We start from the raw sequence: 24,291 nt of genomic DNA, 5'->3' as shown, positions 1-24,291 counted from the left end.
TTAAAACTGTGAGATATTATCTTTTACTGCTTATTCCATGCGTCTTCATTTTTTCTGCAATGTCTTTTAACCCTGTTAATAAAGGTGTGAAAAATGACAATAAATTTATAAACAGAGGCTTACGTGATTTTAAAATTGAGTTAGAATACTTAAAAAACGATGTTGAGCTTTATTCCCAAGAAAAAATTTCCTTAGAAAAGCTTCAGCAAACTTTAAGGAATACCAGAAATTCTTTTAAAGAAGTAGAATTTTTCGTCGCTTATTATTATCCTGAATTTACCAAAACCCATCTTAATGCAGCACCGCTTTTTCATATTGAAGCTGCAGGAACTTCAGCTTATACTTTGCCTCCCGAAGGTTTGCAGGTTTTAGATGAACTTATTTTTTCTGACGAAGCCAGTGAACAGAAAGAAGAAATAGGTACAATTACCAATTTTCTTTACAACAGCTATGCAAACTTTTATTTAAGTGCTTTGAATAACGGATTAAGCTCGGGAAACAACAAGACTTTGCCTTTGCGAATAGAACTTATTAGAATTTACAGTTTGGGTGTGACAGGTTTTGATACTCCGGGTTCGCTTAATATTTCGGAGGAAGCAGCTCATGCTTTAAAGGGAATGAGTCAATACATCAATGATGAAGCTTATTTTAAAAATTTTAAAACAGAAAAAGCTAATTTAATTATTCAACATGCAATTACTTATCTTGGGAAGAATACCGATTTTGAGTCTTTCGACAGAATAGAGTTTTATAAACAATTTGTTCAGCCTTTATATGAAGAATTAGGTAGTTGGGATGGCAATCCTGATGATCTCAAAAACTTTTCGGGTTGGAATGTTTCCAATAAAGATTTTTTTAAGGCAGATTTTTTTGACCCTTATTTTTATACCATTTTAAAACCTTCTGAAGATTCTGAAGAATTAAAAAAATTAGGTGAAAAGATTTTTTATGACCAAAGTTTCAGTGCGAATGAAGCGATGAGTTGCGCAAGTTGTCACCTGCCAGAAAATGCATACACCGATCTAAAACAGAAATCTGCAAGTAATGTAGAAGGAAAAACGGTCTTAAGAAATTCTCCTTCTTTGTATAATGCAGTTTTTGCAAAAAGGTTTTTTTACGATATGAGAGCTTTTTATCTTGAGCAACAGGCGGAACATGTGATTTATAATCAGGATGAATTTAATACCGATTATCAAAAAATTGTACAAAAACTGAATGGCAATAAAGAATATAAAAAAGAGTTTAAAAAAGTTTTTAAAGATGGAAAAATCAATAAACAAAATTTTTCGAAAGCGCTAAGTTCTTTTGTAGCATCTCTATATTCGTTTGAAAGTGATTTTGACCGTTTTATGAGAAATGAAAAAGAAATTTCTGAAGATGCTAAAAAAGGGTATAATCTATTCATGGGGAAAGCCAATTGTGCGACTTGTCATTTTGCACCGCATTTTTCAGGGCTTGTACCGCCTTTCTTTAACGAAAATGAATCTGAAGTTTTAGGCGTGACTAAAAAGCCAATTTCAAATTTACCTATAGAACTTGATGGCGACAGAGGAAGAATAAATTCTAATGTGAAAAAAGAAAATTCATGGATCTATGAAAACTCATTCAAAACCATGACGGTGAGAAATATTGCCTTAACAAAACCTTACTTCCATAACGGAGCTTTTAATACACTTGAAGAAGTGATTGATTTTTATAATGAAGGAGGTGGCGAAGGTTTAGGATTGCCAATGAAAAATCAAACGCTTCCTGCAGATAAACTTAATCTGACGGAAATTGAAAAAAAGCAACTCATCAGTTTTCTAAATACTTTAACAGATATCAGCAAGGCTAAGAAATTAGTGAAATAAAGCTTATGTTTTACATTAATTTTAAATTTAATAATAAGTTAAAATTCGTAACATTCACGTTCAGTTTTATTAATATTCATCGGGGTTTAATTAAAGATAGCGTAACGCAATGCCGAGACAAAAAAAATAGTTTTGCATCGTAAATGAAATTTTAATAAAAGTGAAAAGAAAACTACTTAGTATCGCAGCTTTGGCATTGATGACGACATCGATGATCCAGGCACAGACGACAATTTTTGCATTGCAAAGTGCATGGAAGTTCAACGACGCAGATGTTGCATTGCCTGCAAACTGGAAAAGTTCCAATTATGATGTTTCAAACTGGGCTGTAGGAAACGGACCTTTAGGATATGGTGATCCGGTTACTACTTCTTTTATCTCGGGTGTAGATACTGCTTATCTTATCAAAGATTTTACCGTGAATTTGGCAGATCTTTCCAATACGATGGAATTTGGCGTGAGAAGAGATGATGGAATTATTGTTTATCTAAATGGTGAAGAGGTGATAAGAGACAATATGCCTGCTGGAGCTGTTTCTCATGGTACTTTCTCGAGTACAACGATTGACGGAGCTGCAGAAACAGCGATTAATTTATTTTCTATTCCCAAAAACAAATTTGTACAGGGAGTTAACAGAATTTCAATTGAATTACATAACAGAAGTGCTTCAAGTTCAGATTTAACCATCGATGCTTATCTTAAAACAACTACAACTGTAACTCCACCGGTTACCAATTGTACAGGAACTCATATCAGCTGTTTTACATCAATTGTTCCGACAACGCAGACATCAAAATTAATTATTCCTGCTGAACACAAATATCAGTTAATCTTAAAAGAAGAAGATAATTATACAGAAGGTGGCGGATTGGTTGGTGGTCTTAATGACTTTACCGCTTATGTGGCTAAAAATAACAGCAGTACCGACGGATATCTTTCTGTAAACCATGAAACTAACCCAGGTGGTGTTACCATGGCAGAAATTAATTATAATACTTCAACCAAACTTTGGCAGTTGACAAAATCAAGAGCAGTGAGCTTTTCAGCACCGAGCCTTGTGCAGACTATCAGAAACTGTTCGGGAGGTGTTACACCTTGGGGAACTGTGGTAACGGCTGAAGAATCTGTTACTTCAAATGATCTTAATGCTGATGGATACAAAGATTATGGATGGTTGGTAGAAATTGATCCTGCAACAGCACAAGTAATGTCTCATAACCAAGCGGGAACTAAAGACAAGCTTTGGCAGATGGGAATTATGAATCATGAGAATGTGGTTGTAAACGATGCTGGTACTACGGCTTATTATGGAGAAGATGGCGGAACTCACATGGTCTATAAATATGTGATGGATACTCCAAATAATTTGGCTTCAGGAAATTTATATGTTTTAAAACTTGATCAAGGTTTAAGCGGAGGAAATCCGGTAGCAAGCACAGGACAATGGATTCAGATTCCAAACAAACTTCAGGCAGATCAAAATAATACCGCAGCTTTAGCTCTGTCATTAGGTGGTACTTCGTTTAATGGAGTAGAAGATGTTGAAATAAGCCCACTTGACGGTAAAATTTACTTTACGGCAAAAGGGTTAGACAAAGTGTACAGAATGACAGACAACGGAATGACGCTTTCAAACGTAGAAACTTTCGTAGGGGGAGCATCAACAGTTTATACATTTAACACTGCTCAGGGAATGAAAACTGAATCTTGGGGAGACGGAAACGATAACCTTACTTTTGATGAGCTTGGAAACCTTTGGGTACTTCAGGATGGTGGTAAAAACTACATTTGGGTGATTGGTCCGGATCACACTCAGGCAAACCCTAATGTAAGATTATTTGCATCAATGCCTGCAGGATCAGAACCAACAGGTCTTACTTTTACACCGGACAAAAAATTTGGTTTCTTTTCAATACAACATCCAAATTCTACAATTTCGACCGATATAGATGCTACAGGAAATACGATAGATTACAGAGGAAAGTCGGCTACAATCGTAGTTGCTTTACAACAGTTTTTAGGTACCTCAGGAAGTTTGGGTACAGTAGAAGTTGTTAACGAAAATGATGTGACGGTTGCCCCGAATCCTACTTCAGGAATTGTAAAAATTAATTCTTCAAAAGCACTGAAAAATCTTGAAATTACTGCGTACAGCATTGACGGAAAAGTAGTGTTTAAAAAGAAAATTACTGGGTCTACAACGAATTTAGATCTAGATTTCACAAGTCAGCTTCAGGCATCAAGAGTTTTAATATTAAATATTGAAGCAGACGGATTCCAGAAGACAACTAAGATTCTTAAAAAATAGTTTTAATACTTTATAACGGTCGTCGGAGTTTTTTCGGCGACCTTTTTTTGTTTATGAAAAAATATACTTGCCTTTTGTCGTTTTTGTGTATCGCTAATATAAATGCACAGATTGATCCTGTAAAATATCCTACCTATACAGATATGGAGGCTGCTTTGAAGTCTGATAAAACTGTTTACAGCTTAAGTTTCAGAGATAAAGGTTTGTTTAATTTACCGCCTGACATTAAGAAAATGGATTCTGTTTTTTTTCTGAATATGATGGGAAATAATTTTGAAAAACTAGACGAAGCACTTTTTTCACTTTCACAACTTGAAATTCTTAATATTAACGAAAACAGCATTAAATATATTCCGGATGAAATCAGCAAACTTAAAAAGCTGACTACATTTTCTATGAATCTTAACCAGTTGACAGAGCTTAATCCTGAGTTTGCCAAACTTCAAAATCTTAAAGTAGTACAGCTCGACGCGAATAATCTGAGCGTTTTTCCGAAAGCTTTGACAGAAATTTCCGGACTTGAAGAAATCAATTTACATAGTAACCAAATCAGCATGGTTTCTGATGTTGATAAAATAAAGAATCTTAAGTTTCTGAATCTTTCATCGAATCAGATTAATGATCTTAATGAAACCGGATTCCCAAAAAAGCTCAAATATCTTGAGTTACAAAAAAATATGTTGCTTACAGTCTCAAAAAACATTCTGACTTTAAAAAATCTTGAATTTTTGAATGTAGGAGAGAATAAAATATCTGAGATTTCGCCTCAAATAAAACATTTAAAGAATATTGTCAGTCTTAATTTGGCGAATAATCAGCTAAAATCATTACCGAAAGAAATTACTGATTTAAAAAACTTAAAAACACTTATTCTTACGGGAAATCCTATGAGTAAAACTCAAGTTGAAAACCTGAGGAAACAAATGCCGAATACACAGATTTATTTTTAATTTATTCTAAAACATTTTTTCTAGTAATTTAAATTGAATAATAATTAACTACATCGTTTTGATTGTCTACATATTTTGAAATTATACATCTTTGCTAGGAAAGTCGTTTTTGTAAATTTAAAAATGTATAAATTCGTAAAAAAATAATAATGAAAACTAAACTTTTAGGAATTCTGTTTTTAACAGTTAGTGTATTTTCCACATTCTCTTCTTGTAGAAAGGTGGAAGAGGATATTGTAGATTGTCTCGGTGAAAATATACTGACATCGCTTCACGTTAATGTTTCCGGAACCAATCCAAAACAAGTTGAGTTTAACGTAAGTCATTCAGGTGAAAATCAAATAACATCCATCGTTTGGAATTTTGGTGATGGTACTACAACAACGACGACAGGTACAACTGCTACACATCTCTATAATGCTGCAGGTACCTATGAAGTTAAAGCAGATGTAAATATTAACAACGGAAAATGTACTATTTCACCTAAAAGATCTGTTGATATTCAGTAATTTTTTAATAAATATTTTTTTATTAGTCCTAAAATTTAGAATTAACCAAATTTTATTCTCCCTCATAATAACAAGCTCTGAAATTTTTTAATTTTCAGAGCTTGTTATTATGCTTAATACCGAAGGGAAATCGAATCATTTGGAAAAATATAATTTCATTTTGAATATCTGTAAAATTCTGATTTTTAATTAGTTAATTCTTTGTGTTTAATGAATTTTCTTGTTTTTATAAACATTTTTGTAAAAAAGCATATGATAACTTTCATATTAATTCTCATTAATGAGATTATAATATTAGTTAAGAAAAGTTAAATTTACAATTGATTAAATTAAAATTAATAAACAATAAAGATGAAAAAAAATTTATTTTTCGTGGGACTATTATTTAGTTCAATTGCATTTTCGCAAAATACTACAACAAGAAATGACGCAGGCTCTCCAACAACCATTAGTGGTTTTTATGAAGCCAATAATCCTATAAATTATCCTTCTGGTGCAAGCGATTGGTGGCATCTTTTAGATGTAAGACACGCTAATCCAAATAATAATTTCGGAATGCAATTCGCCGGAAGTTTTTTTGATCAAGATTTATATTTTAGAAAAACTAATAACAGTAGTTCTCAATCATGGATGAGAGCTATTTTAGAAAATTCTGCAGGTAATGTAAAAATTGGAAAAAATGATCCTGCAAACTCAGAGGCAAGCCTTAGAATTTTTAAAGCAGATGGTACGTATGTGGAAATTGCAAACTCACAAGGGACTTTTCAGATTGCAAGATCAGTTTGTAATGATTGTTGGGCAGTTGGTGCACGTACAGGAGATACGGTTTTTAGAACTTTATCTAATGTAGCGGGAGCTTCGCAGAATTTATTGTTTTCAATTCCAAATGGAGGAAATGATGGGGGATCATATGTCGGTTTTGAAGACAACCATAACGGAGTTTGGGCAAAGTTCTTCAATAATGCCACGGCAAGATTTAACGGGAAAATATTTGCAAAAGAAGTTGAAGTAAAAGCAAATGTCTGGGCAGATTATGTTTTTAAGAAAGATTATAAGCTTAAAACTTTGGAAGAGGTTGAAAAACATATTGCGGAAAAAGGACATCTACCTAATATACCTTCGGCAACTGAAGTCATTGAAAAAGGAATTAATGTTGCTGAAATGGACGCTAAGCTTCTTGAAAAAATAGAAGAATTAACATTGTATTCAATAGAACAAAATAAGCGATTACAATTACAGTCTGAAGAAATTAATGAACTTAAAAGACAAGTTCAATTACTTATTTCAAATCACAAATAAATACAAGATGAAAAAAAAGTTACTTTCAATTTTATCTTTATTCATAGGCTTCTTTGGATATTCACAGACAGAAGTTTATTTTAAATATGATGAGGCTGGAAATCAAAGATATCGTGGTCCTAATATTAATGGGAAATCTGCTCCAAAAGATATAATTAGTCAGGAAGCTAAAATAGATACGACAAAAGTTGAAAAAAAAGATGCTTCAATAGCTCAGCTCGATGATAAAGTATTCTGGAAACAGATGAGAATATATCCTGTACCGGTAAATGATATTTTAACTATAGATTGGACAGATGAGCTGGATGAACTTATCGCTACAGTTTCTATTTACCAGCATAGTACAGTTCATTGGAAATTTCAGCAGCAAAATCTTCCTAATCTTAACAAACAGTTGAAGATAAATATGACCGGCTATGAATGGGGTGTTTATGTACTTCATGTTCGTTTAAAAGATGGAAGGGTATTTAGCAGGAATATAACCAAACGTTAAAAACTAATTACTAATATTATTACAATGAAGAATATGAAATTATTCTATTCAATAATTATATCCTTACTTTCGGTCGCAGGTTATTCTCAGACCATTCTGCATCAGACCGAAAGTACAACGAGGACAGTTCAGGATCCGCAAACTGTTATCATGGCACCTGGTTTTAGAGCTACTTCAGGGATTTCAAATCCTTTTGTGGCTAAAATAGGACCCGGTACGGAAAATCCTGGCGGCGGACCTAGTGATTCTGGTGCAGGAGCTGGAAATCCTTCAGGAACAAATGCTCCTGCAAACCAAAGTTTTCACGATACTAAAGGAAATATTGAAGTTACCAAAGCAGGACAATTGCAATATACTTTAGCAATTGATATTCCCCCCGGAGTTAAAAATATTGCACCAAACATTAGTCTTGTATATACTAGTGGAGGACAAAATGGTCTTGCAGGCTACAATTGGAATATCACAGGATTAAACTCAATTTCTAGGATTGGTAAAAATCTTGAAGTAGATGGTATAACTAAAGGTGTTCAACTAGATTATTCAGATTATTACAGTTTCAACGGACAGAGATTAATTCTTAAGTCTGGAGAATATGGAAAAGATGGTGCGGAATATGTAACTGAGAAATATTCCAATATCAAAATTAAATCAATTGGAAATGTGTCAGGAGTTACATGGCAAGGTCCTGAATATTGGGAGGTGACTTTTGATGATGGTTCTCAAGCTTGGTACGGATCTGCTTCGCCTGGGAATAGCTCTGCGAGAACACCAATAGATTATAATATTGTTAAATCAAAAGATATTAATGGTAATTTAATTATCTACAATTACATTTTGGAGAATAATATTGCAATAATAAGCAGTATTGAATGGGGTGGTAATGAAATGCAGGGTACACCGCATTTTAACAAAATAGAATTTGTATTTGGAGTAAGACCTTTGCCTGAAACCGCTTATATTAAAGGGATTGGTTTTTCTCAATCAAAACTTCTTGAATCTATCATTGTAACTTCGAATCATCAACAATATAAAAAATATCGTGTAACCTATAAAAAGGATTTGCAGGAAACCGCCTACAGGTATTTGGATAAAATCACAGTTTTCAATAGTCAGAATGAGGAAGCTAATCCTGTAATTTTCACTTATGAAAAGTCAATGGATATTCCTAACCCAAACATTCAAACTTGGGGATTTCCAAACGTTGTTAATCATAACTATGCAACAGATCTATTTGGTGATTTTGACGGTGACGGGCGTCTCGATTTTATGAAATATCATACTTCAACATCTGCGAATATACCTCAGATTGGGATATACTTTTATAGAAATTTTTATCATGTGGCAGGAGGAGGCTCTCCACCTGTTTATGTAGGAAATTCAATAACTCAAGCTGAATTTAAAAACGCTATTGCTGTCAATTTAAAAAGGAATAATCTTGTTAACAATCGTCAGGGATTTGTAACATGGAAATATATTAATCCTTCCGGTTTAAAGTATGATTTAGAACTATCTTTTTATGGAATTACAGAAAATAACCAGATTGTATTATATAATAAAAAGACCATTCCCGGTGTAAATTATGATTATTCTGTTGGAACCACACAAGAAGGTGTAAGAACAACCATTAGCGGCTTATATAATGTTGATTTTAATGGAGACGGTTTAAGTGAGTTGGTATTAACACTCAATGATAAAACCTGTTGGAGAACTGATATAAATGGTACTGAAAAACTCCCACATCAATGTGAGAATATAAAAAGATATATTGTAATTGATCCTGATGAATCAATTCAAAATAATCAATGGTTTTATGAATTATTGCTTTACACTGACACTGATAATGCATTTGTTGATTATAAAAGCGGAGACTTTAATGGAGATGGTGTTTTTGATTTGGTAAAAATCGATCAGAATAAAAAACCATTCATAATTACTTTTCAAAAAAATAGTCAGGGTAAATATATTTCATCTACAGCACCTTTTAATCCGACAAACAATACTCTATTAAAGGGAATATGGAAGGATGGTTTAGCAGGTGATTATAATGGAGATGGCTTAAGCGATATTATGATTCCGGAATCAAATGATTCTGATCTTTGGTATCTGTATATGTCAACAGGGATTGATTTCAAAGAAGAAACCCGTGTTTTTATGAGGCAACATAAGAGTCGTACGGTCACTAAAGATAATTACGAAAATATTACGGTGGCTAATCCTAGAACTTTTGTAGCTTTTGATATTAATAATGATGGAAAGACAGAGCTTATATTCCTTCAATCGTCAAGATATTATCAAAAAGAATATAATCAAGATAATCCAAGTGCAGGGGTAAAGTACCGCGTAACATCTGGCAGTGGAGTAAGTGTTTTAGCAACTTTTGGAGGAGGTAGCAATCCTCTTTACAGTGATCAAACATATGGTCAAATCGTTTATCTTAATTCAAGTAATATCAATTCTTTTTTAGCGCCAAATGCAGCTGATAAAATTGGAATACCAGTTGGTCATTCAGCCGGAGCCATGCTAAAAAAGTTTGCATTAGTTTCTATAGTGCCTAATTTTGAAGGTGATTTGGACATGGATACTCACAAGTATTATGACATTTCAATGGAAGGTCGTATCAAGAGTATTTCACAAGGAAATATTACTACTGATATTGTTTATAATCGATTAGATAAAACGCCAACTCCTAATTTATATAATAATACTTCTGAAGTTACAAACTATCCTTATGTTGAAATTGGGCAGGTGGCAGGAATGCATGTTGTTTCTCAACTCATCCAAAATATTGCAGCCGATAAGAAGCTAAAACAAGATTTCAGATATAGAGGGCTTACATCCAACATTCTTGGAAGAGGGATGATAGGTTTTCGCAAAACAGCCCGCTCATCCTGGTATGCTGATGGGTTTGAAAATACAAAAATATGGTCAGGGGTCGAAATTGATCCGATAAATGAAGGTATTCCTATTAAAGAGTGGTCGATCAGAACAAATATGGAATCTCAGATATTCCCTGTAGATGTTTCTGAGAATAACGCACAGTTACTAAGCTTTAAATCGACAACATACCAGACAGATAAACTCCTGAACGGTCAGTTAGTAACAACTTTTGCTGATGCTGACAAGCCAAAAGTAGTAACGGCAATAATACCAAAAATTTCAAAATCTAAAGATTTTTTATCAGGAATTTTAACTACTGATAATATTACATATGGAGATTATTACCTACCATTGCAAAGAATATCTAATGTCAACAGCGGCTATGCAATAAGTACTTCTACTTTTGAATACACCCATAATCCCACAGGAATAGGTGTGAATTATTTTATAGGTAGACCAAAGTCTAAAACTGATATTGCACAGGCCTATGGCGACACAAAATCAGCGAAAGAAGAAAATACCTACGAAAATAACCAATTAAAAACTCTGAAAATCTGGAACAGAGATAATACGGGTTATCTTTTAGAAACTTACAGCTATGATGGTTTTGGTAATCTTACCCAAAAAACCATCAGCAATAGTATAGACCCTCAAACGCAGACAATAAAAACAAATTATGATGATAAAGGGAGATTTATTCTAAAGAAAACAGACAACTTAGGATTAGAAACCAATACTACTTATAATAATTGGGGGCAAATTCTTACTCAAACCAATGCTTTAGGAAATGTTCTTACCAACACTTATGATAACTGGGGTAAACTTCTTAAATCCAAAATTAATTTAGGCGGAACAACTACTTATCAGTATGATAGAGATAGCAATTCAAATATTATTATAACCCAATATAATCCTGATGGTGATATTTCTAAAAATTACACCAATAAGTTAGGTCAGAATTATAAAACTTCCACCAAAGCTTTCGGACAGGGACAATTTGTTTCTAAAGATACACGATATGATATTTTAGGCAGAAAAATTAGAGAATCTGAGCTTTATTTTGAGGGGCAAAGTCCTTCTCAGTGGAATGTTTTAACCTATGATGATACAGTCTTCCCAACTAAAGTTACTTCCACTGCATTGGCTAAAATAAATGCATCGGATGAAATTACTTCATTTACAGGTAAACGATTAATAACAACTGCTTCAGGGTTGACTACTACCATAAAAGAAGATAACGGCTACGAAAGAACAAATTCAAAAACAACCGATGCTTTAGGCAATGTACTTTCAAGCAATGATAAAGGAGGAACAATACAATTTACTTTTAATGCCGCCGGAGAACAGATTAAAGCACAGTATGCCGAAAATATTGTTACCACAAAATATGACGCCTGGGGAAGGAAATCTGAATTTAATGATCCTTCCAACGGATTGTATAAATATGAATACGATGGCTTCGGACAGCCTAAAAAAATCATCAGCCCTAAAGGAACAAAAGAATATGCATACAATAATTTAGGGCAGCTTATTACACAAAAAGAACTTTCCACAAACGATAGCGGGCAGGCAAGTAATAAAACAATTACTTATTCTTATGATGATAAAGGAAGAGTAATTTCAAAATCCGGAACCTCGAAAGGAAAAGCGTATAGCTCTAATGTTTCTTACGATCCTCAGGGAAGAGTATTGTCTTCATCAGAAAGCAGTAACGGTAAATATTTTATTCAAAAAGGAATTACCTATGATGATAAAGCAAGGGTGATTTCGTATGAAAAACAACTCTACTCTTCCGGTATTTTAACGAAAGTTCAGATTGAGAATGTATATAGCACCTGGAATGGAGAATTATATCAGATTAAAAATAGCCTCACAGGTACCGTGCTTTGGGAGCTGAAAGAAACCAATGCAAGAGGGCAGGTTTCAAAGGTAAAATTGGGAGCAGCCGATGTTAACAATATGTATGATGAAAATGGTTTTCTAACCAATGTGAATCATTCATCACAGGTAAAAACAGATATTCTGCAAATTCATTATTCATTCGATGGCATAAAGAATGAATTACGACTCAGAACAACCGGTGGAGATTTTAGCATCAATGAAACTTTCGATTATGATGACAATAACCGACTGATCAACTGGACAAATCCCGTGACTGGAGTTAAAGTACAGAATGCAAAACTTAATGTTTATGATGCAAAAGGTAGAATTCTTGAAAATGATCAGGTTGGAAAAATTAAATTTGAAAATTCTTCCAAGATTTACCAACCGACAGGGATGACCCTCAATGCAGCAGGTGAGCAGAATTATAATAATGATTTAATTCAATCTGTTGTTTATAACGAAAACAACGATCCTGTATTTATTGATGGTGAAAAAGGAGATGTAGCTTTTCAATATGGTTTAACTGCCATGAGGCAAAGAGTAACCTATGGAGGAAATTTCAGCGAAGACGGAGATGGTAAGTTTACCAAATTCTACAGCTCAGACGGCAGCTTTGAAGTCGTGAAGGATAATACCACCGGAAAAGAAAAACATATTCTTTATATTGGTGGAACGCCTTATGAATCTAATATTCTTTATCTAAAGAACTATGATGAATCAACAGGCTCTCATAAATTCCTACACAAAGATTATATCGGAAGCATCCTCGCAATCAGTGATGAAGCAGGAAATAAACTTGAGCAAAGACATTTTGATGCTTGGGGCAATTTTACGCATTTTAAGATTGGAAATGGAGCAATTATCACCGATAAATCACTCATTGCTAATTCCTTATTACTAATTGAGAGGGGATATACCAGCCATGAGCATTTTGCAGAAGTAGGCATCATCCACATGAATGGTAGATTATACGATCCATTGTTGAGAAGATTTTTAAATGCAGACGAGAACATCCAGGATCCTTACAACACCCAGAATTATAATAAGTATGGGTATGTTATGAATAACCCAATGATGTACAGCGATCCTAACGGAGAGTTTTGGTGGTGGGCAGTTGGTGCAATTGCAGGAGGATATTTATCGGGTGTTCAGGCTAACAACGGAAATTGGAATCCCAGAAAATGGAATTGGGAAAGTACATGGAGTGCAGTATTAGGAGGGGCTATTGGTGGTGCAGCTGTTTCAGGCGCATTAGGGAATATATCGAGTTATGCAGGCGCAATTAAAAGTTTTTTACCTGGAATTGTCTCAGGGGGATTAAACTCTGCATTTACAGGTTCTAACTTCTTAACGGGAGCGATTGGAGGAATTTCCTATTCAGCCAATGTATTTGATAATAAAATTACATCTACTGATTATTTTTCTGTACATGAAAGTGAAGTAATTGATGAATTTGGTGAGAAAGCATTGACTCAAAATGAAGTAATAGAAGCTTTCCAACAATGGAAAGGCCCATACTTAAGCTATGGTTTTAAACAAAATGTATATCTAGCTCCGCTGGGTTCAATTCCCGGGAATTATACTCTAAATGAGAGTGGAACAGCATTTGTCAGAAAAGGAGGAGGTGAAGCTGGTGCTGCAACAGTTACCGCTTATAATCCTGTCATCGGTGGTAAAGCCGTACGTTCTACAATATACATTCCACCTAATGTATATTCGACTGCTCAGGTACATTCTTATTTTTTTCATGAGTTTGGTCATTCTGTTATCAACCACAAATATGGATACAAAAATGAATGGAATGAAAAAATTGAAACCTCAAGTATAGAAATGGGTACAAAAGCGCATCATGCTATCCAACAGAGTCAAAATAGTTTTATTATAATGAATAATTATAGAAAATTAAATTTGCAAGGGATATATGGAGGTAGCTACTTGGGTATATTTGCTCCAGAACGTGTACTTGTAGATTTGTTGAAAAACTTAATTATTAAAGTGAAATAATGAAAATTTATAAATTATTAAATAGTTGCATTGTATGTGTTTTTATGATGCTCACATCTTGCAAAGATAAAGATCAGTTAATATTGCAGAAAGTAGATCGGAATGATAAAGATTATGAAATTAATATTTACTTAAACAATCCAACATCTAAAAATTATTATATTTTAGCACCTCAGTGTATAATAAGTGAAAATAATTTTAGTTCTGTTGGCGAATTAAACCAATATGATTTCTTTGTAAATGATACCATTGATAACGTTGTTAGCGAATTGTACGGTCAAGATAAACAATCCATACCGATAATTCTAATACCTTCTAAAAAAATAAAGAAATTGAATTTTAAGTTTGACAAAGGCAAAACATGGTTTAAAAACACAAGTATTGATTTCCCATTCAATATTAAACATGAAAAATTATTTATCTTAGAAAAAAAATTAAATAATAATGTTATTCCTGGATATTCTTTTTATTCAAAAACTGTAAAAGGTTTAAATTCAAGATAAGGTTTGTAATTATCATAAATGTAAATCCTCGCTGCACAAAGACTCCCGACTTTGAGCTAATAAAATAAATCCTCACAAATGTGAGGATTTTGTCTTTAATAAACATCCATAAAATATAATCGTAAAGAATCTACAATAACAAAAAACAGATTTCAACATAAAAATCCCTCCCCAGAAAATATCCAATTCCCGAAAAATGGACTTCATCACAAAAAAAGAGGGCAAAAATCTTGTTTTCGGAGTCTCCTGATTTAGAAAAAGCGTACAATTTATCAGGTGGACTTAGGAAAACTTATAATCAAAACATTGAAAAATCAGTTGCAATGTTAAAGCTGGTACACTGGTTTAAAGAAGTGGAAGAATCAGGATTTAAATCATTCAATACCTTAACGAGAACAATCATATTAGACTATGAATGATATTCTCAATTACTTTAACGCACCAAGCACAAACGCTTCAGCAGAATCTTTCAATGCGAAAATAAAAAACTTCAGATTACAACTTGGAGGAGTACGAGATAAATCTTTCTTTCTATTCAGATTAGCTAAACTTTTTGCTTAGTCCCCAACTTTTGAGACTGAGCCTTGATTCCAGACTGAGCTCAAAATAGCCGATAAAAGCAAAAGCCTCTGAAAAATATTTCAGAGGCTTTTTGTACCCATAACCGAAGGAATATCGAAACATTTAATCGAAGATTTGGAAAGAATTTCTCAAATTTCTCAAATTTCAGAAATTTTATGATCCTATCTTGTAACCAAGACGAGCGTATCTTTAAACACTTTTATCGATGACTTGGTTCAATTGAGCCGGATTAAAAAAGAATTTCAAAATTCATTCTTATCAAATAATGTCTTTAGATTGTGTCTATTGCAATTTAATTTTTTAAATTAACAACAATCAGCAGTGGAATAGTAGTTATTTAGTTGGCTGTGCTTGTCTTGTACTCATGACCGATGATATATCGAAACATTTGGTGGAAGCTTGGCTTGAGAAGTAAATTAAGCAAGAAATTTAAAGTTACTACGAACTCTAAACACAATTATTTGGTAGTAGAAAATGTGTTGAACAGGAACTTTATAGCAGATAAGTCCTTAAAAAATTGGTTTCTGACATCACTTATATTCACGGCAAAGAAGGGTCTTTGTATTTGACAACAATTATTGATTTATACGACCGGAAAATAATCGGATGGAGTTTGAGCAAAGGAATGAGTACCGAAGAAACAACCCTTACGGCTTGGAAAATGGCTGTCAAAAACAGGAAAATAGTTGATAGATTAATTTTCCATTCTGACCGGGGTGTACAATATGCAAGTAAGAAATTTGCGAACACCGTTGAATTTTATGGCGCTGCAAGAAGTATGAGCCGTAGAGCAAATTGTTGGGATAATGCAGTGGCGGAGAGCTTTTTTAAATCATTGAAAACTGAACTCATTTATGGCAACAAGCTAATTACAAAAGAAAAATGGAGCTGGAAATTTTCGAGTATATCGAAGTCTGTTACAACAAAAAAAGATGTCACAGCACACTTAATTATCTAACAATAGAAGAATTTAATAAACAAAATGAAAGATTTAAAGAAATATAAGATATTATTAGAACTTCTTTCCCTTTGAGATAAACTTCTAAAATAATCTCTAAAAGATTATCTTCTCTTTTCTGTCAAATAATAACACGTCAAGTTTTGTCGCAATGCTTACTTAATTTTGTCACATTACAATGATAATATTTATATTAATTTTCATCAAACAGTTGACTTATTACGTTAAAAAAAGTTAAATTCGCGCATTGTTAAATTAATAACCAAATCATGAAAAAACTCTACATAAGTGCATTATTGCTAAGTACTGCAATTGTATATGCTCAGGAGGTGATATGGCAGAAAGACATTAAATCTTCTACTCAGGATTTTCTCTCACAAGTCACCACCACAATCGATCAGCAATATCTTATTACCGGAAGTTCGATTCAATCAAAAAAAATCACTTCCGAAAACAAACAGAATAACGGTTACGATTTTCATCTCGTTAAATTGAATCAACAGGGTGAAGAAGTCTGGGAAAAATATTTTTCGGGACAGAACCATGATTTTCTATCAGCAGCGGTTGCTACTCAGGAAGGAGGTTTTCTGTTGGCGGGAACTTCTTATTCCGGAAAAGGTTTAGATAAAAAAGATGATTCTAAGGGAGGATCTGATATGTGGCTGATCAGAATCAACGAATTCGGAGATGAATTGTGGCAAAAAACCTTAGGAACATCTCAGGATGAAGAAGCAAGATCGGTGATTCAGACCGCAGATTTTGGTTTTATGGTTGCCGGGAATGTTCAGAATGACGCCAACGGATTCGGCTCAAAAGATGTGACCGTAACAAGACTTGATAAAAACGGAAAAGTACTTTCAGAATTAGTATTAGGCGGAAGAGGTCTGGATGAAGTTGAAAAAATGATTCCTACTCCAGATGGAGGAGCATTGTTGGGAATCTATTCAAGGAGTTCTGAATTTCATATGGGTAATAAGCAATCGGTAATGGGTAATGTCAATTCGACTGCAAAAGGGAATTCTTCAGATATTACTAATTACTCATTACCTATTACTCATCCAAAGTCTACAGAAAACTTCGGTGAAGGTGACTATTGGGTGATCAAGCTCAGCAAAGACAATAAAGTAGAATGGGAAAAGAATTTTGGAGGTACAGGTGATGATCATTTGAGAACTATGGCCTTTACGTCTTCAGGATATATTATTGGTGGAGAATCAAGGTCGGAAAGATCAGGAAACAAAACCGTTGGAATTGAAGAAGGAACAGATATCTGGCTCATCTCTTTAAATACAAGAGGTGAAGAGCAATGGCAGAGATCGTACAACTTTAAAAACCGTGATATTCTGATGGGAATGAATGTAATCAACACAAGAGACGGAAAGAATTCTAAAGGAATTTTATTGGGAGGATATACGCAAGCCGAAGGAAGAATTGAAGCTGATGATGAAACATTTTGGATGCTGTATATCGACAATAATGGCAATGAACAATGGCGAAAACACGTAAAAGGGGAATCGAGAAAGAAAGAGGAAAGGCTTTCTGATCTGAAAATGAATAAAGATGGTTCGATTGTTTTGGCAGGAACAAGCGCCGAAGAATTAGGTAAAGAGAACTGGAAGATCGTGAAACTTGGTGACAGCCAGATCGACCAATTGATAGAAAAACAGAATATTAAGATCTATCCTAACCCAGTTTCAGATTATGCTTATGTTGAAATCGGATTTGATTTTAAAGAAGCAGATGTTACACTATATGATATGGGTGGAAGACAGCTTCAGAGTTTGAAAACCAAAAACAAGGTAACCAAGATCAATACGCAGAATCTGATTCAGGGAGCATATTTGATCGTTGTGAAAACAGATACTGATAAAGCTGCGAATGCTAAACTGATTAAGAAATAAAAACAGATGAAAAAAATATTAATCTTTATAACAAGCTTTATATATTTAGTTTGTTTTGGACAGTCAATTAATACTGATAAGCCATATGATATAATCCCACCATCACCAGAATCGTTTTACAAATCAACATTTGGAAATACAGAAATCAACGATTTTAGAGGAGAGCCTAATGTCTCAATACCTTTGTTTTCACTTCAAAATGGTAATATTCCTCTCGATTTAGAATTAAAATATACTAAAGCAGGGGTGAAAGTAAACGATATACCCAACAGTACAGGCATAAATTGGGTTTTAAATACCGGAGGAATAATTACAAGAACTATTAATGATATTGCAGATGAAAAAGTACTACACAATTTATTTAATCTGCTTCCATATATAACTCTATCCAATCCTCAGACTTGGGGAGCCTATGTATTACAAAATAATGATCACGAAGTAGATGTTTTCAACTTTACCATAGGTAATTATTCCGGAAGTTTTTATTTAGATGGAAATTTTCAACCTGTAATATTGACTAAAGACAATAATTGTAAAGTGGAAGTCATTGGATCATTTAGACAGAATTATGAGTTTAAAATTACTTCAAACGATGGGATTGTTTATCATTTTGGAGGTACTGGATTTACTGAAAAAACAATGAGTAGAGATCAACCTTCAACAGCGGGTGTAACAAGTTTTTATTTGAAACAAATAACCAGCAGCAGTAGTAATAAGACCATCAATTTCGAGTATGAAACAGGAATTTTAGAAGGAATAGTAACCAATATCCAACAAAATTATAATTCAGATATTATGCTAATTTCAGAACCAGCTTGTGGTGGACGTCCGCTCCCCCTTATTGGAATTCAACAGAATAACAGGGCTCTAAAAATTTCAGACCCTAAAAGAATTAGCAGAATCTTTTCCGATGATAAAATTATTTCTTTTGAATATTCTAATGATCATGTTTTATATGATAAACTTAACAGTATTAACGTCTATACCAGTAATAATCTATTAAGGAAAAGGTATACGTTTAATTATTTAGATAAACTTGGTAATAATAATAATTTGGAAAGATACTTTCTGACAAATATTAAATTTTATGAAAACAATAATTTAAATTCAACACAGGAATATACTATGGAATATGATAATCCCTTAGAAATTCCTAACAGATCATCTGTAGCTATTGATTATCTTGGGTATTATAACGGAAAAAGTAATAATATAAATACAATAATTCCCAATACAAATTTATTTGACGGAACCAATAAACCTGCGTTGAATATTTTTGCAGATCGAAGAACGATATTTGAACTCGCAAAGTATGGAACTCTTAAATCTATAACTTATCCCACAAAAGGAAAAACTGTATTTGAATATGAACCTATTAATGAGGCTCCTAAAGATGATGGTACGCTTGATTTGGGAGTTGGTAATCATCGGCTGGATGAGCCTATAAGCTATGTTGGTACTAATACTAAAGAATTATTGCCATATGAATTTTTCGATGGAAATGCTCAAATTTCAATTGGTCTCAAATCTCATGATGTTTCTTACACCCCACCCCAAAAAGCATGGTCTGAATTTCAAATACTTGACAGCTTCGATAATATTGTTTATTCTACAAGATTAGGAGTAAGTAGAATAACTCCAAATTTTTATAATAGACTAGAGGCTACTTTTATGTTAAACCGTACTAAAAAATATAAATTTTTGTTAAAGATTCTAGATAATATGTGTAGTAATTGCGAAGGATATGCAATAATAAAATATAAGAAATTGGATATACAGAACGGACCCGGTATACGATTAAAAAAACAATACGATATTACAGAAAATGACACGGTAAACATTAAAAGAATATATTATACTGATTTTGTAAATATACCCAATATAAAAAAGAATAATGTTATTCTTACTCCCAATTTTAAGACTCATTTTCTTTTGCAGACAAGATTACCTAATCCCCAAACATCGTCTGGATGTGATGAACATCCTACAGATAATTACTCAGGATCTTCTATTGTTGTTGAAAACACTAAATCAACTCCTAATTTAAGTTCATTAGGATATTCTTATCCATCGAAAAACTCGAATGAACTAAACTATTTCAATCTAACTGATCCTATGTATTCAGATATTACTGTAAGTTTTGGTGGAGATCAATTTGAAAAGGGAGGGGAAGAAAAAAACTATTATGTAAAACCGAGAAATGAAGATTTCAAATTATTTTCACCTGAGTTTGGTGAGCTAGGCTTTAGTGATCAATATATTCTTGGAAACGAGAGCGTTTTATCTTTATTAACTCTATCTGTAGAAAAAAAATTCTATCGATTATTTTCTTTTCCCAATGTTGACGGAAAATTAATCAGCAAAAAATTATTTAAAATTCAAAATAATAATATCGTTTATAATAAGATTATTGAAAATAAATACAATTTTACCGAAGATAGAAAAGTCTATAATATTTTAGGAGCTGACGTTTACCCTTCTGCCAATGGAGATCCTTATGATCTTAAAAATAAATATATTACATCCTACCCAACTATCATAAATGAAGCTTTGTTATCTGAAACAACAATTACAGATTTTCCAAATTCTAATAACCCAAATAATAAGATTATTAGTAATATTAAAAATTATTATTTAAATCCTCAAAAGCAACTTACTAAACAAATAACAACTCTTTCTGATTATTCTGTTCAGGAAACCACCTATGCTTATGCTTTTGAGAAAGGTAACCAGAAGTTGCTTAATGCTAATATGATAAGTGTTCCGTTAGAAATTATGAATCTAAAAAGAAAGGATTCTACAGATTTAGTAGGCAAAATGACTTCTAGATTAGAAACCATCTATCCTGATCAGAATAATTATCCAACATCGCAAACGGGAAATCTACTGCTACCGTTGTCTGTACAGTCATATGACGTTCAATCTAATTTACCATCTTTAGAAATTACTTATGATAAATACGACAACCAGGGGAATTTATCACAATATACGGATAAGGGTGATTTTACCACGATAATAATTTGGGGATATAATCAAACTCAACCTATTATCAAAATAGAAGGAGCGGGTTTGAGAGTCAAATATGGCACACCATCTGACCTAAAATTACTACTAGATCAAGCAATAAATGAGTCAAATTTAGATGCAGCAGCTAGTGCTAATAATGATGAAACCCCATTATTATCTGCTCTAACTAATGTTAGAAATTCTACATGGTTATCTGATGCACAAGTCACTACCTATACGCATGATTCATTAATTGGAGTAACGAGTATCACCTCACCTATAGGAATAAAAGAAGTTTATTTGTATGATTCAGCCCATAGACTGAAAGAAATCAGACAGGATAATGCTACAGGTAAACTGTTAAAAGAATTCAAATACAACTACAAACACTAAAACCAAATCATGAAAAAAATAATCATCCCGATAAGTGCATTGTTTGTAGTGGGGCTTTCCCATGCGCAAACTCTCAACCTGAGCACTAATCAAAATTATGTCTATTCAAAAACCTATCTCGATTATAATGGAACCACTGCCTCTAAGGCAGCAGAAACCGTCCAATATTTTGACGGTTTAGGCAGACCTAAACAGGTTGTGAGTATAAAAGCATCACCTACCGGAAAAGATTTGGTGAGCCATATTGAATATGACGGTTTCGGAAGACAAGTCGATTCCTGGCTTCCTGCCCCTATGAATACCCTGAATGGCGGCATTCAAACAGGAGTAAAATCTTCAGCCACGACTTATTATGGTGATAATTTTGCATTTGGTCACTCCAATCTCGAGGCATCACCTTTAGACAGGGTTTTATCTCAGGTACAGCCCGGCACGGACTGGCAAGCCCATCCTGTCACATTTAATTACAATGCAAATGTTGACGGAGAGGTGAGAAAGTTTACAGCCACATTTAACTATACCACTTTCGAATCGGAACTTAATTTAACACCTTCTTACGGTAATGCCCAGTTGTACAAAAATATGGTAACGGATGAAGACGGAAATACGACCATTGAATATAAGAATGGTCAGGGCCAGGTTTTAATGGTAAGAAAGGTAGTTAGTGCCACAGAAAATGCCGATACTTATTATGTTTACAATGATTATGACCAGCTGGCTTATGTCATTCCACCTTTAGCAGTAGAAGCGGTTAAAAGTTTAACCACGGGTACATTTCCTGATGTAACATTAAACAATCTTTGCTATCAATACAAATACGACGGTAGAAACCGTCTTGTTGAGAAGAAGCTGCCGGGAAAGGGGTGGGAGTATATGGTATATGACAAAGCAGATCGACTGATTGCAACACAGGATGCTAATTTAAGACCAAATTCGAAATGGCTTGTCACAAAATATGATACGTTTGGTAGAGTAATCTATACAGGAATTATGCCTCTTCCTAATCAAACCCGTGCAGGATTACAAGCTATAACCAATAATTTCGTAATTACTGAAAACAAAAGCGCACAAGGTTTTACCATGAGCGGAATGCAGATTTATTATACAAACGATTTATATAATCAGATAGATACGATATTATCCGTTAATTATTACGACACCTATCCTCCATTTACGCCGTCATTTATCCCTACAGTTACTAATTTACCTTTGTTGACAGATGATTCAAGTTTAAATGTAAGTACCAAAGGTTTGCCTGTAGCGTCGTATGTAAAAAACATTGAGGACGACAACTGGACAAAGAATTACACTTGGTATGATCAGAAAGGAAGACCGATCGGAAGTCATTCTATCAACCATTTGGGAGGTTATACGAAAACGGAATCAGAGCTTGATTTTTCAGGAATGGCAAAAATGGTTGTTACAAAACACAAAAGACTGGATAGTGATCCCGAAAAGGTTATTACCGAGAACTTTACGTATGATCATCAAAACAGATTAGTAACCCATACGCATCAGGTTGATAGCAATCCTGTGGAATATCTTGCACAGAATGAGTATACTGAGCTTTCTCAATTGAAAAACAAAAAGGTTGGAGGAACAAGTTTAGGGAATGGACTTCAGCAAGTAGATTATGTCTACAACATCCGAGGTTGGATGACCAATATCAATGATCCTGCAGATTTAAGCAATGGCGATCTATTTGGATATAAAATCAAATATAACAACCCAGCCAATACCAATGCGGCACCAGGAAAATACAATGGCAATATTGCAGAGATCGATTGGAAAAACTCTTCCGAAGATCTTTTGAAGCGCTATAACTATGAGTATGATCATTTGAACAGGCTAAAAAACGCTTTTTATAATGAGCCAACGACAGGAAACAGTACTTTTTTTGATGAATATCTGACCTATGATTTAAACGGAAATATCCTCAGCCTGAAGAGAAATGCTCCTCAGGTATTTTCACCTACGGCAACAATGGTAGATAATCTGGATTATATCTATGAAGGAAACCGTCTGACTCAGATAATAGAAAACCAGCAGAACAGTACAGGTTATGAAGGCGGAAATAATCTGATCAGTTATGATCTTAATGGCAATATGACCAATATGCTTGATAAAGACATCCAAAATATCAGTTACAACTATCTCAATTTACCTAATAATTTTTCCATTTCCCAAATTAATATGGTTGGACTCTTGGTTCCTATTTATACTAAATACCTTTATAGAGCAGATGGAGTAAAGCTTCGTAAATCTTATATTAGTGGAGGAGGAAGAGGGCAGTCTACGACTACAAGTATGACTGATTATTTGGATGGCTTCCATTACAGTTACGAAGAAACGGTAGCACCTTGTCTATGGTGTCGTACCGAGTTTGCTTTTGAGGAGCAGGCCTATCAGAAGAGAGACATCATCTTTGATCCGGGTGGTGGTATCAAGCCTCCTTTAGCACCAATCTGGAGATTAAATTTTGTACCTACAACAGAGGGCTTTTACAGCTTTGCAGAAAATCGTTATATTTACCAGTATAAAGATCATTTAGGAACTGCCAGATTAAGCTATGCAAAAAAGCTCGATGGATCATTGGAAATCACGGATAAAAATGATTACTATCCATTCGGTCTTAATCATATCGGAGGATTAAAGAGTAATTTGGGTGGTTATTACAACTATAAATACAATGGCAAAGAACTCCAAGAGACCGGAATGTACGACTATCAGGCGCGTCAACTAATGGTAGATGCACCAGGATTTTTACAAATCGA

The 24,291-nt window shown here is 33.7% G+C and carries 14 protein-coding genes and 1 pseudogene; all 15 read left to right on the top strand.

Going from position 1 to position 24,291, the window contains the following annotated elements:
- Positions 1–59: 59 nt before the first annotated feature.
- Positions 60–1,850: a cytochrome-c peroxidase gene (locus tag B5X64_RS03675; protein WP_228418724.1), complete on the top strand. Its 1,791-nt coding sequence runs from the start codon at positions 60–62 to the stop codon at positions 1,848–1,850.
- A 160-nt stretch (positions 1,851–2,010) separates the two neighbouring features.
- Positions 2,011–4,158 carry an alkaline phosphatase PhoX gene (locus B5X64_RS03670; RefSeq protein ID WP_079463972.1) on the top strand — a complete coding sequence of 716 codons (2,148 nt, stop codon included), beginning with the start codon at positions 2,011–2,013 and terminating at the stop codon, positions 4,156–4,158.
- 53 nt (positions 4,159–4,211) lie between these two features.
- A complete protein-coding gene (locus B5X64_RS03665; protein WP_079463971.1) occupies positions 4,212–5,108 on the top strand; it encodes a leucine-rich repeat domain-containing protein in 897 nt (298 codons plus the stop codon).
- 149 nt (positions 5,109–5,257) lie between these two features.
- Positions 5,258–5,617: a PKD domain-containing protein gene (locus B5X64_RS03660; protein WP_079463970.1), complete on the top strand. Its 360-nt coding sequence runs from the start codon at positions 5,258–5,260 to the stop codon at positions 5,615–5,617.
- A 351-nt stretch (positions 5,618–5,968) separates the two neighbouring features.
- A complete protein-coding gene (locus tag B5X64_RS03655; protein ID WP_079463969.1) occupies positions 5,969–6,916 on the top strand; it encodes a DUF536 domain-containing protein in 948 nt (315 codons plus the stop codon).
- A gap of 7 nt (positions 6,917–6,923) precedes the next feature.
- Positions 6,924–7,409: a T9SS type A sorting domain-containing protein gene (locus B5X64_RS03650; protein WP_079464282.1), complete on the top strand. Its 486-nt coding sequence runs from the start codon at positions 6,924–6,926 to the stop codon at positions 7,407–7,409.
- 33 nt (positions 7,410–7,442) lie between these two features.
- Entirely contained in the window at positions 7,443–14,174 is a 6,732-nt protein-coding gene (locus B5X64_RS03645; RefSeq protein WP_164463445.1) for an RHS repeat-associated core domain-containing protein, read from the top strand.
- Entirely contained in the window at positions 14,174–14,677 is a 504-nt protein-coding gene (locus B5X64_RS03640) for a hypothetical protein (protein WP_079463968.1), read from the top strand. Before B5X64_RS03645 ends, B5X64_RS03640 begins: the two co-directional genes overlap by 1 nt.
- Positions 14,678–14,907: 230 nt before the next feature.
- Complete coding sequence (locus B5X64_RS23175) at positions 14,908–15,096, top strand: transposase (RefSeq protein WP_262707254.1); 189 nt, start codon at positions 14,908–14,910, stop codon at positions 15,094–15,096.
- On the top strand, positions 15,089–15,238 hold the full coding sequence (locus B5X64_RS23170; protein WP_079463966.1) for a transposase: 150 nt from the start codon (positions 15,089–15,091) through the stop codon (positions 15,236–15,238). Before B5X64_RS23175 ends, B5X64_RS23170 begins: the two co-directional genes overlap by 8 nt.
- A 538-nt stretch (positions 15,239–15,776) precedes the next feature.
- Positions 15,777–15,998 (top strand): annotated as a pseudogene (locus B5X64_RS23310) (DDE-type integrase/transposase/recombinase); the annotation flags it as partial.
- 143 nt (positions 15,999–16,141) lie between these two features.
- The gene (locus B5X64_RS23305; RefSeq protein WP_123920945.1) at positions 16,142–16,264 is read left to right on the top strand and encodes an IS3 family transposase; all 123 of its coding nucleotides are present in this window, start codon (positions 16,142–16,144) and stop codon (positions 16,262–16,264) included.
- Between the two features lie 222 nt (positions 16,265–16,486).
- Positions 16,487–18,118, top strand: coding sequence for a T9SS type A sorting domain-containing protein (locus B5X64_RS03620; protein ID WP_079463964.1), 1,632 nt, complete (start codon positions 16,487–16,489; stop codon positions 18,116–18,118).
- Between the two features lie 6 nt (positions 18,119–18,124).
- Positions 18,125–21,517, top strand: coding sequence for a hypothetical protein (locus B5X64_RS03615; RefSeq protein WP_079463963.1), 3,393 nt, complete (start codon positions 18,125–18,127; stop codon positions 21,515–21,517).
- A gap of 9 nt (positions 21,518–21,526) precedes the next feature.
- Positions 21,527–24,291: DUF6443 domain-containing protein (locus tag B5X64_RS03610; protein WP_079463962.1), on the top strand; the 2,765-nt coding region annotated here is incomplete at its 3' end.

This window comes from Chryseobacterium balustinum, assembly GCF_900168205.1.
GTDB lineage: Bacteria > Bacteroidota > Bacteroidia > Flavobacteriales > Weeksellaceae > Chryseobacterium > Chryseobacterium balustinum.
The sequence above is the reverse complement of the archived record's forward strand: the minus strand, read 5'-3'. Positions and strand labels throughout refer to the sequence as shown.